Here is a 16968-nt window from a genome sequence, read left to right as displayed (position 1 = left end):
TCCTTTCAGTACGTCACGTGGAGGGTCCCGTACGTCACTTGGGAAGCTCGACGGAGGCGACGACGCCCTGGTCGTAGGCGATGTGGGCGATCCCGCCGATGACGAGCACTTCGGGTGACCGGATCCTCTCGGCGAAGTCCAGCTCGTCCTTCTTCGCGCGCGGCCCCGGTGCCCCCGGGACCGGCCGCACGTCCAGCGCGGAGGGCTTGCCGTCCTTGCCGATCCGCACGGTGTAGAGCGAGGTGTAGTCGGCGTACACGACCTGGTCGCCGGCGAGCAGGGGCGCCGACAGCGCCTGCTCCAGCCCCGCCGGGGCGGCCTTGGTCGGGTACTGACCGAGCCGCGACCCCGTCTTCGCGTCATGGACCGACACGCCCTTGTCGCCGGTGGCGACGACCGTCCGGGAGTCCATGGCCGCCGCGTCCAGCGCCGCGACCGGCGCGGGCAGCGCGGCCCTGGGCGCGAGGGTGGCCGCGTCCATGACGTGCAGCACCGTCCGCTCCGACCTGTCCACGGGGTCGATCACGCGTTCGGTGCAGTACGCCGCGGGACCGAGGACCTTCACGGTCATGCAGCCCTCGGCCTCCTTGGCGACCTGCCCGAGCAGGTCGCCGCTCTTCGCTTCGTACGCCACGATTCCGGCGTCGCTGACCGCGTACACCCGCCCCTGGGCGAAGGCCACGGCGTCGAAGGCGCGGTACTCCGCGCGGGAGAGGAACGCGTTGGTCAGGGCCTTGGTCCACAGCTGACGGCCGTCGGCCAGGGAGAAGGCGCTCAGGAAGACCTGGAGCCTGCCCGTGTCCTCCTCCGTCGTGGAACGGGTCGTGGCGAAGACCACGCCGTCGCCCACGAGGGGTCGACTGTCGGCGTCCTGCGAGCCCCAGGCCTTCTTCTCCCAGCGGACCTTCCCGCTCCGTGCCTCCCGCACCTGGAGCTTGTCGCCGGAGGTGAGGACCACGGCGGAGTCGTGGACAGCGGGTCGCGCGGTCGCACCCGCGATGAAGATCCCACCGGTGGGTCCGACGTAGCTGGTGTTGTTCCGCGGGTCCGGTACGAGGTCCGCCTCCCACAGCCGCTCCCCGCTCGCCGGATCCAGCGCCTCGTACCGCCCGTCCACCGTCCGGCACACCACCACGGACTCCCCGGCCGAGCAGCCGAACGCCGGGGCCGTCAGCTTGGCCTGCCACGGCTTCCAGCCGGCCGGCCGCTGCGCCGGGTTCTGCGGGACGACCCCGGAGGCGTCGGCCAGGCCCCGGTCGTCGACACCGGCGACCTTCGCCACGGCCGGCGCGGTCGCGGGCGGCGGAGCCGCCTTCGCCGGCGGGGCCTTCCGCTCCGCCTCCGGCCACAGCAGGTACGCGCCCACGCCCGCACCGAGCACCGCGAGCGCCACCACCCCCGCGATCACCCCCCGGCGCCGCCGCTTCCCCGAAGGAGCAGGCCCAGGCGCCGCCCCCGGCCCCATCGTCGGCAGCTCGTCAAGACCCGGCGCCGCCACCGGACCCGCCGCCGGGACCTCCAGCAGCGGTCCGCCCGACGCCACCAGCTGGGCCAGTTCCCGGCCGTACTCGCCGATGTGGTCCCGTACGCCCTCCGGCCACGCCGGACGGCGCTCCCCGCCCAGCAGGGCCACCAGCTCCTCCGGCGTCGGGCGCTCCGCGGGGGCGAGGCGCAGGCAGCGCTCCACCACCGGGCGGAGCTCGTCCGGGACGCGGCCCAGGTCCGCCTCCGCCTGGGAGACGCGGTACAGGACGGCCGCCAGCGGGCCGTCCCCGAAGGGGTCCTCGCCGGTCGCCGCGTAGCAGAGCAGGGAGCCCAGGCAGAAGACGTCCGAGGCCCCCGTGACGTGCCGCGCGCCCAGGACGTGCTCGGGCGACATGAAGGCCGGGGTGCCGACCATCATCCCGGTCGCGGTCATGGTCGTGGCACCGGTGCTGCGGGCGATGCCGAAGTCGATCAGGCGCGGGCTGTCCACGGAGAGCATCACGTTGCCCGGCTTGAGGTCGCGGTGCAGGACTCCGGCGCTGTGCAGGTCCGCGAGCGCGCGGGCGATCCCGGCGCCCAGCTCCCGTACCGTCGCCACCGGCAGCGCGCCGCCCCGCCGCACGGCCTGCGACAGGCTCGGCCCGGGGACGTACGCGGTCGCCAGCCACGGCACCTCGGCGTCCGCGTCCCCGCCCTCCGGCGCGGCCGCGTACGTGCTCCGCACCAGCCCGGCGACCTTGATCTCGCGGCGGAAGCGGTCCCGGAAGGCGGGCTCGGCCGCCACGTCCCGCCGTACGGTCTTCACGGCGACGAAGGTGCCCCCGTGGTCCGCCCGGCCCAGGAAGACCTCTCCCATGCCGCCGGCCCCGAGCCGGGCCAGCACCTCGTACGGTCCGATCTGCCGTGGCGTGCCCTCACGCAGCGGTCCCAGCACGTCTCATCTCCCCCTTGTGACGCGACGTGACACGACGTCAGCACATGACGTCAGCCCGCATCATTACATGTGCATGCACAGCGAAGGGCCGGACCCCCGAAGGGGTCCGGCCCTCGTCACTGCGAGCGGGCTCAGCCGGTGTACGGCTTGGCGCTGAGGATCTTCACCGCGGCCTTGTTGCCGTTCGGCAGTTCGTACTCGGCGTCCTCGCCGGCCTTCTTGCCGTTCACGCCCACGCCGAGCGGGGACTGCGGGGAGTACGTCTCGATGTCGCCGCTGGCGTACTCGCGCGAGGCCAGCAGGAAGGTCATCGTGTCGTCCTCGTCGCCGTCGAAGGCGATCGTCACGACCATGCCGGGGGCGACGACGCCCTCGTCGGCCTGGGCCTCGCCGACCTTGGCGTGCTCCAGGAGCTGGGTCAGCTGGCGGACCCGGAGCTCCTGCTTGCCCTGCTCCTCCTTGGCCGCGTGGTACCCGCCGTTCTCGCGCAGGTCGCCCTCCTCGCGCGCCGCGGCGATCTTGGCGGCGATCTCGGTTCGCGCGGGACCAGACAGGTACTCCAGCTCGGCCTTGAGCTGGTTGTACGCCTCCTGGGTGAGCCAGGTGACGTTGTCGCTGGTCTGGGTCACGGGTGCTCCTCGTAGGTACTGGGAATACAAAGCATCGCCCTACCCAGAAGGATTTCCTTCCCGGGCGGGCGAAACCACGAGCCTAACAATTAGTGGCAGAAAGGGGGAGGACATAAACCATCAAGATGGCGTCACGCCTGGTCAGCGGGTGAACCGGGGTTCGACACGCCACCCGGTCCCTACCCACCGCTACGGCGCGCTACACCCGACGAGCTCGGCGCTGGTGGCCCGCGCGGTCGTCCGGACGGTCACCACGGTGTCGATGCGCCCCTCGGCCTGGTCGAAGCGGACGTCCTTGCGTCCCACCTCGGCCCCGTCCTCGGAACGGGAACGCAGCGTGCAGACGCCCTGCGCGTCGACGTCCTTGCGCACCTCCAGGTGCACCTGCACCTCGGTGTCGCTCACCACGTCGAACTTGATCATCTCGGCGCTGATCCTGCTCTCGACCACGTAGTGCCAGCCGAACCAGCCCATGAGCCCGAGGAACAGCACGCCGAGAACGGCACCGGCGATCTTGAGTTTGCGGTCGGCGCGCTCGTCCGCGGAGCGCCCGTAGCGCCCCTCGGGCAGCTGCTCTCGCACCGCACTCATGATCGTTCCTCTCGCAGCGGGGGTGGGAATTTTCCTACCCCCGTTTTCCGTCACTATAGAGACCTCCCTCAGCGACGAATCACAGAGGATCGAGTCTTGACTGAGCAGCTGCGACTGATGGCCGTTCACGCCCACCCCGACGACGAGTCGAGCAAGGGCGCGGCGACCATGGCCAAGTACGTGTCCGAGGGGGTGGACGTGCTCGTGGTCACGTGCACGGGCGGCGAGCGTGGCTCCGTCCTCAACCCCAAGCTCCAGGGCGACGCCTACATCGAGGCGAACATCCACGAGGTGCGCCGCAAGGAGATGGACGAGGCCCGGGAGATCCTGGGCGTCGAGCAGGAGTGGCTGGGCTTCGTCGACTCCGGCCTGCCGGAGGGCGACCCGCTGCCCCCGCTCCCCGAGGGCTGCTTCGCCCTGGAGGACGTCGACACGGCGGCCGGGGCCCTGGTCCGCAAGATCCGCGCCTTCCGTCCGCAGGTCATCACGACCTACGACGAGAACGGCGGGTACCCGCACCCCGACCACATCATGACCCACAAGATCACGATGGTGGCCTTCGACGGCGCGGCCGACACCGAGAAGTACCCGGAGGCCGAGTTCGGCCCGGCGTACCAGCCGCAGAAGGTCTACTACAACCAGGGCTTCAACCGCCCCCGCACCGAGGCCCTGCACCGGGCGCTCCTCGACCGGGGCATGGAGTCCCCGTACGGCGACTGGCTGAAGCGCTGGGACGAGTTCGAGCGCACGGAGCGGATCCTGACCACGCACGTCCCGTGCGCGGACTTCTTCGAGATCCGCGACAAGGCCCTGATCGCGCACCGTACGCAGATCGACCCGGACGGCGGCTGGTTCCGGGTGCCGATGGAGATCCAGAAGGAGGTCTGGCCGACGGAGGAGTACGAGCTCAGCAAGTCGCTGGTGCCCACCTCCCTCCCCGAGGACGACCTCTTCGCGGGCATCCGCGACAATGCCTGACATGAGCGCACACCTGGCACTGACCCAGCTTGTCCCCTTCGCCGCCGAAGAGCTGGACAAGAACAAGGTGACCCCCGGCGTCCTCGGCTTCGTCGTCTTCGCCGTGATGGCGGTCGCCGTCTGGATGCTGATGAAGTCGATGAACCGCCACATGGGCAAGGTCTCCTTCGAGGAGACCCCGGAGCCGAAGGCGGCCCCCGCCGCCGCCAAGGCCGCCCCGCGCGAGTAGCACGACGGCCGTAGGTGCGGGCTCCTCCCAGAGGGAGCCCGCACCTCGGCGATCCCGGGGCCCGTACCTCGGCGACCTCGATCTTGGGCCTCAGGCCACCCCCACCGGCACCCCCATCACCTCGCGCGCGTGCCGGTTCGGGACCATGCCCAGCTGCCAGGCCTGCCAGCCCGACTCCAGCTGCACGCCCCGCTCCAGGACCAGCGCGTACGCCTCCGCGCAGTCCTCCACCTTGCCGTCCCGGGGCGCGTGCCGGTCCTGGATCAGTACGGCCAGCTCCTCCTGGGCCACCGCCGTGCCCACCTCCACCCCGCCCGGCGAGGCGTACGGGAGCAGCGTGCAGCGCAGGAAGCGGGCCCAGTCGGCGCCCCGCCGGTCGCCGTACGACAGGAACAGCCGCTCCGCCTCCCCGCACAGCTCCAGGGCCTGCGCGGTCTTCCCGTTCCCCGCGTCCACGATCGCCAGCTCCAGGCACGTCCACGCCTCGCCGTGGGCCACCCCGATGCGGTGGAAGTCCGCCCGCGCGTCCACCAGGAGCTGCCGGGCGAAGCCGGAGTTGCGCAGATTGCCGGTCTGGGCCGCCCGCTGGTCCCGCGTGACCCGCCCCGAGTGGTGCCGGGCGCACGCGAGCCCGTACACGTCCCGCATCCGCGAGAACATCGTGCGCGCCCGCTCCAGCTCCCGTACCGCCTGATCCAGGTCCCCGCGCTCCTCCAGGGCGTGCCCCAGGTAGTACAGCGTCCAGGCCTCGCCCCGGGCGTCCTCCTGCTCGCGGTGGCGGGCGAGCGCCCGGCGCAGCCCGTCGACCGCGGGCGCGATCTCGCCCTCGACGAGCCGGCCCCGGGCCAGCTGGGTCAGCGCCCACGCCTCGCCGCGCCCGTCCCGGGTCCGCCCGTACAGGTCAAGGGCCGTCCGCAGCTCGGTGTCGGCCCGCTCCACGTCGCCCATCCGCAGACAGACCTGGCCGAGCTGGAAGTGCGCCCAGGCCTCGCCGTGCAGGGACTCGTTCTCCCGGTGCAGCTCCAGGGCCCCGCCCAGCAGCGCAAGCGCCTCCGCCAGGTTCGCCCGGTCCCGCTCGACCGCCGCGAGGGCGTGCATCGTCCAGCCCCGGTCGGCCGCGAGCGACGCCGGCTCCTGGAGCACCAGGGCCTCCCGCAGCTTCGCCGAGGCCTCCGCGAGGTTGCCCTGGTGGTGCAGGGTGATCCCGAGCGAGCAGAGCGCGAGCGCCGCCCCCGCGTCCTGGTGCGCCTCCTGGTAGAGCGAGACCACCGAGGTCAGCGTGGTGCGCGCCTTGTCGAGCTCGCCGAGCTGCCGGGCGGCGATACCGGTCCGCCACTGCACCGACCGGGACAGCAGCCCCTGCCCGACCGCGTCCGTGAGCTCGTTGATCTCGCCGAGCCGGTAGAGGTCGCCGCGCAGCAGGCAGTAGTCGCAGAGCGCGCCGAGCAGGTTCAGGACCGCCTGCTGGTCGACGCCCTCCGCGTGCCGCAGCGCGGCGGTGATGAAGCTCGACTCGTCGTCCAGCCAGCGCAGCGCCGCGTCCAGCGAGCCGAAGCCGTGCCCGTCGAAGCGGGCGGCGCGGTTGACGCGTGTCGACATCTTGCCGTCGACCATCCGGATCACCGCGTCCGCGAGCTCCGCGTAGCTCTGGATCAGCCGCTCCTGCGCCGCCGCGATCGCCGCCGCGTCCTCCTCGTCCGCCAGCCGGACCGCCGCGAACCCGCGCACCGCGTCGTGCAGCCGGTACCGCTCCCCGCGCACATGGTCCAGGAGCCCCGCCCGGGCCAGCTCCGCGAGCAGCCGCGCCCCCTCCTGCCCGCTCGCGCCGAGCAGCGCCCCGGCCGCGGCGGCCCCCAGCGAGGCCCGCCCGGCGAGCGCGAGCCGCCGCAACAGCCGCCGCCCGTCCTCGTCGAGATCGGTGAAGTACCGCACGGAAAGGGCCCGTTCGACGGGATCCCCGCTCCCGCGGCCGGCGAGCGACCGCGCGAGCTCGCCCATCGACCGCCGGCCCAGCGAGGAACCCGCGACCCGCAGTGCCAGCGGCAGCCCGCCGCACAGCTCCCGGACCTCCCCGAACGCCTCGGCGTCGTACGGCCCCGGATCCGGTGCCTGGGCCGCCTCCCGCAGCAGCTCCTCCGCGCCCGCCGCGTCCAGCGCCGCCACCGGCAGCGCGTGCACCGACGCCGGCACGTCCGCGCCCAGGTCCAGCGGCTCCCGGCAGGTCACCAGGACCAGACTGTCCGAGCGCTCCGGCAGCAGCACCCGGACCTGCTCCGCCTCCACCGCGTCGTCCAGGATCACCGTCACCGCCAGCCCGGTCAGATGCTGGTGGTACAACTCGCCCAGCCTGCGAACCTGTTGATCCGCGGACGACCGTTCGCGGAACAGCAGCTGCTCACGCGGCGCGCCGAGCCGGTTCAGCAGATGCAGCAGCGCCTCCCGGGTCGACAGCGGCTTCTCGCCGGGCGTCCCGCCCCGCAGGTCCACCACGCACGCCCCGCGGAACTGGTCCCGCAGCGCGTGCGCCGCCCGCACCGCGAGCGTCGTACGGCCCGCGCCCTGCTCCCCGTGGAGCATCACGACCGTCGGCCGCGTCCGGGTCGAGGCCCGGCCCGCCTGCACCCACTGCGTGATCTGCGCCAGCTCGGTCCGCCGCCCCGCGAACGGCCCGCCCGGGTCCGGCAGATGGCCGAAGGACTGCTCCAGGACGGTACGTCTACGGGCCGCGGCGCTGCGGTCGGAGCCCCGCAGCTGCGACACCACCTTCTGCGCGGGCTGCTGGGCCGTCGCCAGCAGCACCCGCTGCTGGTCGAGGAACGGCCGCACGCCCCGTACGTCGAGCGCCGTCAGCCACTGCAGCCGCAGCTGCTCGGGGCCGCCCGGCTGGCCGAGCGCGCCCGCCCTGCGGTGGGCGGCCGGCCAGTGCCCCGCGGTCACCTTCAGGACGGTCGCCGCCGCACCCGCCACCGCGACCGCGGCCCCGGCGCCGAGCGCCGTCCCGGTGGCGGTGCCGAGCGCCAGGTCCGCGCCGAAGGCGGCGACCGCCGCGACGGCCGTGACCAGCACGGGCGTTCCCACCGCGGCTCTGCTGAATCGATCCCCCAGGGACCGCTGCCCGGCCTCCGCCTCTTCCAGGGCCCGTAGATAGGCCGCGTACTCCTCGCCCGCACTCGCCGCCATGGTGTCCAGCGCGGCCCGGCCGCGTGCCAGCAGGGCCGTGGCGTCGGAGCGGCCCCCGGAGCGCCGCACCTCCTCCTCCACGGCGCGTGCCAACAGCCGCTCGGCGTCGGCCCGGTGGCTGTCCCGCATGTGCGTCCCCCTCCGAGAGCTTCCGCTTTCCGGCCCCAAGTGTCCTGCGTGACGCGCGTCGGCGCGAGGGAGCGGGCCGTCCCGCCTCCCGAACGCCTGGCCCTCGACACGGCGTCCGATGGCGTTCATCAGCCGAATACCGCGTCCGGGTGACCCCCCGGAACCAATCCGATTTCGGGCAGTTGATCAGCGTGCTTCGGCTAACGGAGCGTTCCAGGGCCCTCGAGCTCAAGAAGGAAGACTCGTGATCAAGAAGGTTCTTGCTACGGCGGCAGTTGCGGCTTCGGTCGTCGGTGTGACGGCGACCGCCGCGTCCGCGGCCGGCAACGACGGCGGCAGCGCCAACATCATCGGCAACACGTCGAAGCAGTCGATCGGCTCCAACTCCACCGGCGGCTACATGAGCCCGAACTTCGGTCTCGTCAACGGTGGCGTCCTGCACTGCTTCGACGTCCAGAAGCTCCAGGCGCAGGTCCCGATCGGCGTCATCGCCGTTCCGGTCGCCGTCCAGGACGTTCTGGGCAACCCGGTCTCGAACCAGACCTGCAACCAGAACGCGGTGCAGCAGAACGGCGACAACGCCCTCTCGCACATCCTGGGCGAGGTCCTCTCCCAGAACGGGAACGTCGGCGGCTGAGTCCGACCGCGCCGTTGAGGCGGCCCCGTTCCTCGCATTCGACCTGCGAGGAACGGGGCCGCTTCGCGTACCACCATCCCTGCCCCGTTCTGCCGCCGCCACCCGTGGCGTACGACCGGGGCCTCGCCGTGTGCGCGAGGATGGGGGCATGCCGAACAGACTGGCCCATGAGACGTCCCCCTATCTCCTCCAGCACGCCGACAACCCGGTCGACTGGTGGCCGTGGTCGGCCGAGGCCTTCGAGGAGGCCCGCCGCCGCGACGTCCCGGTGCTGCTCAGCGTCGGCTACAGCAGCTGTCACTGGTGCCACGTCATGGCCCACGAGTCCTTCGAGGACGAGACGACCGCCGCCCAGGTCAACGAGCACTTCGTCGCCGTCAAGGTCGACCGCGAGGAGCGGCCCGACGTCGACGCCGTGTACATGGAGGCCGTGCAGGCGGCGACCGGGCAGGGCGGCTGGCCGATGACCGTCTTCCTCACCCCGGACGCGGAGCCCTTCTACTTCGGTACGTACTTCCCGCCCGAGGCCCGGCACGGCATGCCCTCCTTCGGTGACGTCCTCGACGGGGTGGCCCGGGCCTGGACCGAGCGCCGTGACGAGGTCGGCGAGGTCGCCGGGAAGATCGTCAAGGACCTCTCCGCCCGCTCCCTCGCCTATGGTGGCGACGGCGTGCCCGGCGAGGAGGAGCTGGCCCAGGCGCTGCTCGGCCTGGTCCGCGAGTACGACAGCCGCAGCGGCGGCTTCGGCGGGGCGCCCAAGTTCCCGCCGTCGATGGCGCTGGAGTTCCTGCTCCGCCACCACGCCCGTACGGGAGCGGAGGGCGCGCTGCAGATGGCGTCCGACACCTGCGAGGCGATGGCCAGGGGCGGGATCTACGACCAGCTCGGCGGCGGCTTCGCCCGCTATGCCGTGGACCGCGAGTGGGTCGTCCCGCACTTCGAGAAGATGCTCTACGACAACGCCCTGCTGTGCCGTCTGTACGCGCACCTGTGGCGGGCCACCGGCAGCGACCTGGCACGCCGGGTCGCGCTGGAGACGGCCGACTTCATGGTCCGCGAACTGCGCACCCCCGAGGGCGGTTTGGCCTCCGCGCTCGACGCCGACAGTGACGACGGCGCCGGCAAGCACGTCGAGGGCGCGTTCTACGTCTGGACGCCGGCGCAGTTGGACGCCGTGCTCGGCGAGGAGGACGGCGCGTACGCGGCGCGGTACTTCGGGGTGACGGTCGAGGGCACCTTCGAGGAGGGCGCCTCCGTCCTCCAACTCCCGCAGGACGCCGGGGTCGCCGACGCCGACCGGATCGCCTCGATCAAGGAGCGGCTGCTCGCCGCCCGCGACGCGCGCGAGCGCCCCGGCCGGGACGACAAGATCGTCGCCGCCTGGAACGGCCTCGCGATCGCCGCGCTCGCCGAGACCGGCGCCTTCTTCGACCGGCCCGACCTCGTCGAACGCGCCACCGAGGCCGCCGACCTGCTGGTACGGCTCCACATGGGCGAGGGCGCGCGGCTCTCCCGTACCTCCAAGGACGGCAAGACCGGGGCGAACGCGGCGGTCCTGGAGGACTACGCCGATGTCGCCGAGGGCTTCCTCGCGCTCGCCGGGGTGACCGGCGAGGGCGTCTGGCTGGAGTTCGCGGGCTTCCTCCTCGACATCGTGCTCGACCAGTTCGTCGCCGAGGGCGGCGCGCTCTACGACACCGCCCACGACGCCGAGACCCTGATCCGCCGCCCCCAGGACCCCACGGACAACGCGACCCCGTCCGGCTGGACGGCCGCCGCCGGCGCCCTCCTCTCGTACGCCGCGCACACCGGCTCCGAGGCGCACCGCACCGCCGCCGAGGGCGCCCTCGGCGTGGTCAAGGCGCTCGGTCCGCGCGCGCCCCGGTTCATCGGCTGGGGGCTCGCCACGGCGGAGGCCCTGCTCGACGGGCCGCGCGAGATCGCGGTGGTCGGCGGCCCCGGCGACGACGGCCCGGCCCGGGCGCTGCACCGGACCGCGCTGCTCGGCCCGGCGCCCGGCGCGGTCGTCGCCTTCGGCGCCCCGGACAGCGAGGAGTTCCCGCTGCTCAAGGACCGCCCGCTGGTGAACGGCGGCGCGGCCGCCTACGTCTGCCGCCACTTCACCTGCGACGCGCCGACGACGGACCCGGCCGTCCTGGCCCGCTCGCTCTCCGGCTAGTCGCAGACGAGGGAACTGCCTCCGGTCGGCCGGTAGTCGCCCAGGCCCTTGGGGATCGTGCTCGTCGACGTCGGGCGGGCCTCGGGCAGCGGCCGGTCGGAGCGCAGTGCCTCGAAGACCTCCGCCGCCTGCTCCTTGTCCCAGGAGATGGAGGACCCGACGCCCCCGATGGTGGGGTTGAAGCGGGTGATCGGTACGGTCGCGAACTCCAGGTCGGCCGGCTCCAGGTTCCGCAGCCGGAAGGCGAGCCCGACCATCTCCGGTACGGAGAGGGAGCGTTCGGCCTCCGGCGCGGACCGCAGGGTGGAGGCGATCCGCCACAGCCGGACCGGGTCGTGGGGCAGGTCGCTCCGCAGCGTCCGCCACATGTTGAGGACGAACTTCTGCTGCTTCTTGATCCGCCCGAAGTCCATGTTCCCGTCCCGCCGCGACCGTACGTACTGCAGCGCCTCGCCGCCCCGGACCCGCTTCGTGCCCGGGGCGAGGTCGATCCCCGTGACCGGGTCCTTGAGCGGTTCCGCCGTGCAGATCGGCACGCCGTCCTCGACGCGGTCCACGCCGTCGATGAAGTGCCGGAAGTCGATCTCCAGATAGCGGTGGACGGGCGTGGCCGTCATCCGCTCGACGGCCTCGATCGTGAACGCGGGTCCGCCTTCCGTGTGAGCCGCGTTGATCTTCACCAGGTGCGGCGCGTGCACCTTGCCCGTCCGCTGGTCGACGTGTTCCTCGGGCAGGGAGGAGAGCGAGTCACGGGGCAGGCTGACCACGCTGACCCGATCGTCGGCGGCGGAGACGTGCACCAGCATCATCACGTCGCTGCAGTCGCAGCCCCTGCCGCCGGCCCTGAACCGCTTCAACTCGTCGGCGGTGAGCCCCGCCCGGCTGTCCACCCCGACCACCAGGATGTTGAGCCCGTCGGGCGGGGACGGGAGGGCCGGGGCGGCGCCCGCGAGCGCCCCCGATCCGAGGACGACGAACACCGCCGAGGCGAGCGCGATCCGGCGCGTGCGGGAGGATCTGACTACGGTCATATGTGCTCACCACCGAGGTTCGGGAACAGGTGAACCCGCACCGTAAAGCGGTCTCCGTCGCACACAGGTTCGCGACGCGACATGGTTCGGTCGAATCACTCTCCTGCGGGCACTGTGTAATGATGCGGGAACCGCCGTGGAGGGGAGGGAAGATGGCAGCCGATCCCGGGAAATGGGAGCGGATGGCCTTCATTCCGAAGAGCCGTTATGTGGCGGAACCGCCACCTGTCGACAGGGGACCCTTCCCCGTCTATTCCTCGCTCGTGCAGCAGTGGGCGCTGGCCGGGCGCACCGTCCCCGGCATGCCGGACCGCGAGTGGGAGCGGCTGGTCGCGATGCCCGTCTGGCCGCGCTGACGCGTCCGATCGCTCCGACGCCCCAGGTGCGGTGGGCTCAATGGAGTGAATACCGCTCCGGTGGCGATAAGCCGGTTTCCTTTCCGGGGCATGGTCGTTGTGATGTGTGCGGTGGAGGTCGGGGGCTCCAATGCTCCGGCGATTCACGAAATCCGTGAAATTCCGTCCGCCGCGGAAAGGACCTAAGAAAATGAAGTGCAAGAAGGCCGCGGTCGTCGTCGCCGGACTGTTCATGGCCCTGGGTGCGGCCGCCCCCGCGATGGCGGACGCCGACGCGTACGGTGCGGCCATCGGTTCGCCGGGTGTCCTCTCGGGCAACGTCGTCCAGGTTCCGGTCCACGTCCCGATCAACGTCTGCGGCAACTCCGTGAACGTGATCGGCATCCTGAACCCGGCTGCCTTCAACACCTGCGTCAACGCCTGACGCACGCTCAGGGCCGGCCCCCGGAACGTCCTGCGACGTTCCGGGGGCCGGCCCTTCGTCATGCCCGCGCGGCCGGCGTCCGCTCCTCGCCCGTACGAGGACGGGCCACCGCGCCACGGGCCGTGGACCGCAGCCGCAGCCGCTGCCGCACCCCGCGCACAAGCCGCCCGGCCGTGTAGCCCGCACCGAACACGAACCGCATCGACGGCCCGTACGAAGGCGCCGTCAGCAGCCCGGCCAGGAACAGGCCCGGCCGCGACGACTCGAAGAGCGCCCCGACCTCCGGCGCCCCGCCCGCGCCCACCGTGCGCAGCGAGCCCCGGAGCGCGGGGGAGAGCACCCCGGCCCGGTCCAGACTCGGGGTGAACCCGGTCGCCGCGATGACGTGGTCGGTGGTCAGGACGGCCGGCCCCGCGGGCCCGGACACCTCGAGCCGCAGCCGCTCGTCGGCGGTCGGCTCCGCGGCGACGATGTGCGTGCCGAGGCGTACGTCGCCCACGGCCGCGAACCGTTCGCGCAGCCACCACGCGCCCGCCGGGCCGAGGGCCGAGTCGAAGATCCGCTCACGGGTGTGCGCGGGCAGCCGCCGGAAGAGCCCGGGGGTGTCCGCGTACAGGCGGTTGTGCCAGCCGCAGCCGAGGCCCGTGTGCGGGGCGCGCAGCGACTGCCAGAGGCCGCGGTCGAGGGCCGGCGGCAGGGTGTTCCAGTTCAGCCGGTCCGAGCGGGCCAGGATCCGGGCGTGGGCGCCCTGTTCGGTGAGGATCGCCGCCGTCTCCAGGGCCGCCTGACCGGCGCCGACGACGGTGACGTCCCGCCCCGCGAAGCCGTCGAGCTCGCCGTGGTGGCTGCTGTGGGTGACGTACGCGCGCGGCAGACCGCGCAGGGGGCCGGGGATCTCCATGAACGGCAGGACGCCGACGGCGAGGGCCACCGTCCGCGTACGGAGCGACTCGCCGTCCTCCGTGACCACCTCGAAGCCGTTGGGGTGCGGGGCGACCGAGGCGATCAAGCGCTCGTCGAGCGCCGGGACCGTCTGGCGGGCGAACCAGTCGCCGTAGTCGGCGAAGAAGCCGACCGGGAGCGGGACGCCGTGTTCGGCGCGGATGCCTCGGGAGGCCGCGTAGGCGTCGAGTCCGTACGCGCCGCGCGGGTCGGAGAGATGCGAGGCCCAGGGCTCGGACTTCAGGAACATGCCCGAGGGCATGGCGTGCCAGGACTCCATCGGGCGGCCGAAGGTCCGCAGGTTCAGGCCGTGGGCCGCCGCGTGGGCGGCAACCGAGAGCCCGTAGGGTCCGGCTCCCACAATCACCAGGTCGTACATGGTGCCTTCCGTTGTCATCGTCGGGTCATACGGTCGGAGGCGGTACGGGCCGTCGGCGGCGACGGCACGGCCGCCACCCTCCGTGGGTGGCCCGGGGAGAGCAGGCGACGGAGCGTCACCAGGCCCTTGCGCAGGACGTGCAGGAGCCAGGTCCCGGCCATCGCGAGCGCGGGCGCGAGATCGTCGGCGGCGAACCAGGCCGTCTCCGTCCGTCCTCGCGGCTCGTCCGTGCGCCGTCGGCCGGGCGAGGTGAGCACGGACAGCGCCGCGTAGTTCTCGACGACGAACCTGCGGCCGTACGAGGGCGAGTGCGCCGGGACCGTACGGCCCGTCAGGTCCAGGTGCATCGCCCGGACGACGTCGAGCCCGTCGGGGTCGGCGAAGAGCCGGAACTGGGCGCCGGGCCTGGGGTTGAAGTCGAGCAGGTGGTACGTGCCGGTCGCCCGGTCGAGCCGGAAGTCCAGGTCGAACACGCCCCGGTAGCCGAGCGCGGCCAGCAGCTCGCCGGCCATCCGCTCGACCACCGGGTTCGCCGTCCAGCGGCCGACCGCCGTGAGCCCCGCACCCTCCGGCCACGACCGCTCCTTGCGCCCGGCAGCCCCGGCGGCGACGCGCCCGGCGGAGTCGGCGTACCCGTGGAAGAACCAGTCCAGGTCGCGTCCCGGCGGCAGCAGGCCTTGGAGCAGCAGCCGGCTGCCGGCCTCGGGCGTACGGGCGTACAGCGCCCGGACCTCGGTCAGCGACCGCACGATCGAGGTGGAGCGCAGGCCGCTGCCGGGCGGGAGCAGCCAGGGGCGGCTCCACTTGGCGACCACGGGCAGGCCGAGCGCCCAGGCCATGGCGGCTGCCTCGTCGGCGCTCTCCGGGAGTTCGGTCGGCGGGTGCGGCAGCGACAGGGCGCGGCAGGTCTCGGCGAGCTCGGCCTTGTCGGCGACCCGGGCCAGCCGGTCCGCCGACTGGTCGGGCAGGAGGTAGCGGTCCGTCAACTCCGCGCGGTGCTCCGCCAGGGCGAGGGCGCCGAGGTCGTCGAGGGGGACCAGGAGCGCGGGGCTCGCCAGGTCGGCGGAGAGCCGGAGCAGGAGGTCGGCCAGGGCGGCGGGGAGGGCGGACGGGGAGAGCGGCGCGGGGCGGGTGTGGACGGTCCGGACGTAGCGGGAGCGGGCGGCGGGGGTGGTGGGCGATTCCAGGACCGCGTGGACCGGGACTCCGGCTCTGCCCAGGGAGCGCGCCGCGCCGAGCGTGCCGTGATGAAAGGGGTTCCGGTCGAGTCGCACGAGGACTGCGGGGACGCGGGTGTCAAAACTCGGCACGGCTTTCCTTCGTCTCGGGTGCCCCAACTGGGCGATGAAATACACCAATGGACTACTGATCAGATCGGGGCGGAGTTCACGGTCGGCTTATTAGGAATACTTTCTGAGTATCGGACTGATGGACCATCAAATGATGTAGTGCGCGAAGGAGCGGCCATGGCAAACAGGAAGCGGAAGACATCGAGTGTGTGGCTGGGGGTGTTCACCGCAGGTCTCCTCGCCTCAGGTTCCGTCGTGCTGTCCTCTCCGGCCCACGCCGCCGAATCCGTAACGACACGGGACCCCGAACCGACTCTCTCCACCGCCCTGGGCGCGTTCCTCGAATCGGGGCCGTTCGGCGTCAACCGGATCGGTCAGCTGGAGCGCTGGCTCGGCGGCCGGGAGCTCCGGGTCGGCCACACCTACCTCCCCGGCGACCTCTGGTCGAACATCGAGAGCCCTCCGGGCTTCCTGGACGCCTGGGCGAAGTGGCGGAACCAGCAGGCTGACCGGCTGTTCGTGCTGAACGTACCGATGCTGGAGCGGAACGAGGCCGGGGTCTCCGACTACGAGGTCCGCCGGCAGCTCCAGCTCGGCGCCGCGGGGTACTACGACCACCACTTCAAGAAGCTGGCCGAGCGGCTCGTCTTGCTGAAGGCCACCGACACCGTCATCGTCCTCGGCTGGGAGATGAACGGGACGACGTACACCCACCGGTGCGCGCCGGATCCCACGGCCTGGAAGAAGTACTGGACGCGGATCGTCACCGCGATGCGTTCCGTACCGGGCCAGAAGTTCCGTTTCGACTTCAATCCGAGCCGGGGCACGGACGCCATTCCGTGGACGCAGTGCTACCCCGGTGACGACGTGGTCGACATCATCGGGATGGACTCGTACGACCAGCCGTCGGGGTCGAGTTTCGACCAGCACGTGAGCGAGCCGTACGGGCTGCAGAAGCAGGTGGATTTCGCGGCCGAGCACGGCAAGGAGATCTCGTACCCGGAATGGGGTCTTTTCCGGAACGGCGACAATCCCGAGTACATGCGGCGGATGCTCGAATGGATGGACGAGCACCAGCCGCTCTACCACACGATCACGGACTACTGTCCGCACGGCGTTTGGCAGTGCGACGCCAACCCGCGCTCCTCGCAGGTCTTCCGCGACATGCTGTCGGGCGCGGAGCCGGAGGAGCCGGAGATTCCGGAGATCCCGGAGATCCCGGAGGAGCCGGAGCTTCCCGAGGTACCTGAGGTACCTGAGGAGCCGGGGCTTCCCGAGGTGCCTGAGGTTCCGGAGGTGCCCGGAGTACCCGAGGTCCCGACGGAGCCCGAGCTGCCGGGGATCCCGACGGAGCCCGAGCTGCCGGGGATCCCGACGGAGCCCGAGGTCCCGACCAACCCCGTACCCAAGCCGGAGCCGAAGCCCGAGCCGAAGCCGGAGCCGAAGCCCGAGCCCAAGCCGGAGCCCAAGCCGGAGCCGAAGCCGGAGCCGAAGCCCGAGCCGAAGCCGGAGCCGAAGCCGGAGCCCAAGCCGGAACCGAAGCCGGAGCCAAAGCCCGAGCCGAAGCCGGAACCGA

At 72.3% G+C, this 16968-nt stretch carries 13 protein-coding genes and 1 pseudogene; 7 read left to right on the top strand and 7 right to left on the bottom strand.

Annotated elements, in window-relative coordinates:
* Positions 1–34 precede the first annotated feature (34 nt).
* The 3 genes from AB0F56_RS29090 to AB0F56_RS29080 all read right to left on the bottom strand — a co-directional run bounded on the left by AB0F56_RS29090 (position 35) and on the right by AB0F56_RS29080 (position 3639).
* Complete coding sequence (locus AB0F56_RS29090) at positions 35–2419, bottom strand: PQQ-binding-like beta-propeller repeat protein (protein WP_362014747.1); 2385 nt, start codon at positions 2417–2419, stop codon at positions 35–37.
* A 131-nt stretch (positions 2420–2550) separates the two neighbouring features.
* A complete protein-coding gene (gene greA / locus AB0F56_RS29085) occupies positions 2551–3048 on the bottom strand; it encodes a transcription elongation factor GreA (protein WP_362014746.1) in 498 nt (165 codons plus the stop codon).
* A 189-nt stretch (positions 3049–3237) separates the two neighbouring features.
* Complete coding sequence (locus tag AB0F56_RS29080; protein WP_362014744.1) at positions 3238–3639, bottom strand: DUF4307 domain-containing protein; 402 nt, start codon at positions 3637–3639, stop codon at positions 3238–3240.
* 96 nt (positions 3640–3735) lie between these two features.
* Here AB0F56_RS29080 and mca point away from each other — a divergent pair, with 96 nt between their 5' ends.
* Positions 3736–4617: a mycothiol conjugate amidase Mca gene (mca, locus tag AB0F56_RS29075; protein WP_362014743.1), complete on the top strand. Its 882-nt coding sequence runs from the start codon at positions 3736–3738 to the stop codon at positions 4615–4617.
* The gene (locus AB0F56_RS29070) at positions 4610–4846 is read left to right on the top strand and encodes a hypothetical protein (protein WP_362014741.1); all 237 of its coding nucleotides are present in this window, start codon (positions 4610–4612) and stop codon (positions 4844–4846) included. The genes mca and AB0F56_RS29070 overlap by 8 nt, the downstream gene beginning before the upstream one ends.
* 90 nt (positions 4847–4936) lie before the next feature.
* On the opposite strand, the gene AB0F56_RS29065 is transcribed toward AB0F56_RS29070, so the two are convergent.
* Complete coding sequence (locus AB0F56_RS29065) at positions 4937–8155, bottom strand: tetratricopeptide repeat protein (RefSeq protein WP_362014740.1); 3219 nt, start codon at positions 8153–8155, stop codon at positions 4937–4939.
* Positions 8156–8399: 244 nt separating this feature from the next.
* On the opposite strand from AB0F56_RS29065, the gene AB0F56_RS29060 reads away from it, so the two are divergent.
* Together AB0F56_RS29060 and AB0F56_RS29055 are read left to right on the top strand one after the other, a co-directional pair.
* A complete protein-coding gene (locus tag AB0F56_RS29060; protein WP_361668022.1) occupies positions 8400–8792 on the top strand; it encodes a rodlin in 393 nt (130 codons plus the stop codon).
* A gap of 148 nt (positions 8793–8940) precedes the next feature.
* On the top strand, positions 8941–10971 hold the full coding sequence (locus tag AB0F56_RS29055) for a thioredoxin domain-containing protein (protein WP_362014738.1): 2031 nt from the start codon (positions 8941–8943) through the stop codon (positions 10969–10971).
* Here the strand turns inward: AB0F56_RS29055 and AB0F56_RS29050 are convergent.
* Positions 10968–12002, bottom strand: coding sequence for an LCP family protein (locus AB0F56_RS29050; protein WP_362014736.1), 1035 nt, complete (start codon positions 12000–12002; stop codon positions 10968–10970). The two genes, AB0F56_RS29055 and AB0F56_RS29050, sit on opposite strands and share 4 nt — an antisense overlap.
* A gap of 152 nt (positions 12003–12154) precedes the next feature.
* Here AB0F56_RS29050 and AB0F56_RS29045 point away from each other — a divergent pair, with 152 nt between their 5' ends.
* Together AB0F56_RS29045 and AB0F56_RS29040 are read left to right on the top strand one after the other, a co-directional pair.
* Positions 12155–12358 carry a hypothetical protein gene (locus tag AB0F56_RS29045; protein ID WP_362014734.1) on the top strand — a complete coding sequence of 68 codons (204 nt, stop codon included), beginning with the start codon at positions 12155–12157 and terminating at the stop codon, positions 12356–12358.
* A gap of 190 nt (positions 12359–12548) precedes the next feature.
* Entirely contained in the window at positions 12549–12782 is a 234-nt protein-coding gene (locus AB0F56_RS29040; RefSeq protein WP_362014733.1) for a chaplin, read from the top strand.
* Positions 12783–12840: 58 nt separating this feature from the next.
* On the opposite strand, the gene AB0F56_RS29035 is transcribed toward AB0F56_RS29040, so the two are convergent.
* The gene (locus tag AB0F56_RS29035) at positions 12841–14103 is read right to left on the bottom strand and encodes an FAD-dependent oxidoreductase (protein WP_362014801.1); all 1263 of its coding nucleotides are present in this window, start codon (positions 14101–14103) and stop codon (positions 12841–12843) included.
* 14 nt (positions 14104–14117) lie between these two features.
* The gene (locus tag AB0F56_RS29030) at positions 14118–15413 is read right to left on the bottom strand and encodes an ATP-grasp domain-containing protein (RefSeq protein ID WP_362014731.1); all 1296 of its coding nucleotides are present in this window, start codon (positions 15411–15413) and stop codon (positions 14118–14120) included.
* A 198-nt stretch (positions 15414–15611) separates the two neighbouring features.
* Between AB0F56_RS29030 and AB0F56_RS29025 the strand changes: the two are divergent.
* Positions 15612–16562, top strand: a pseudogene (locus AB0F56_RS29025) (glycosyl hydrolase); the annotation flags it as partial.
* Between the last annotated feature and the right edge of the window lie 406 nt (positions 16563–16968).

The organism is Streptomyces sp. NPDC026092, from assembly GCF_040638605.1.
Classification (GTDB): Bacteria; Actinomycetota; Actinomycetes; order Streptomycetales; family Streptomycetaceae; genus Streptomyces.
This window is presented reverse-complemented; position numbering and strand designations above follow the sequence as displayed.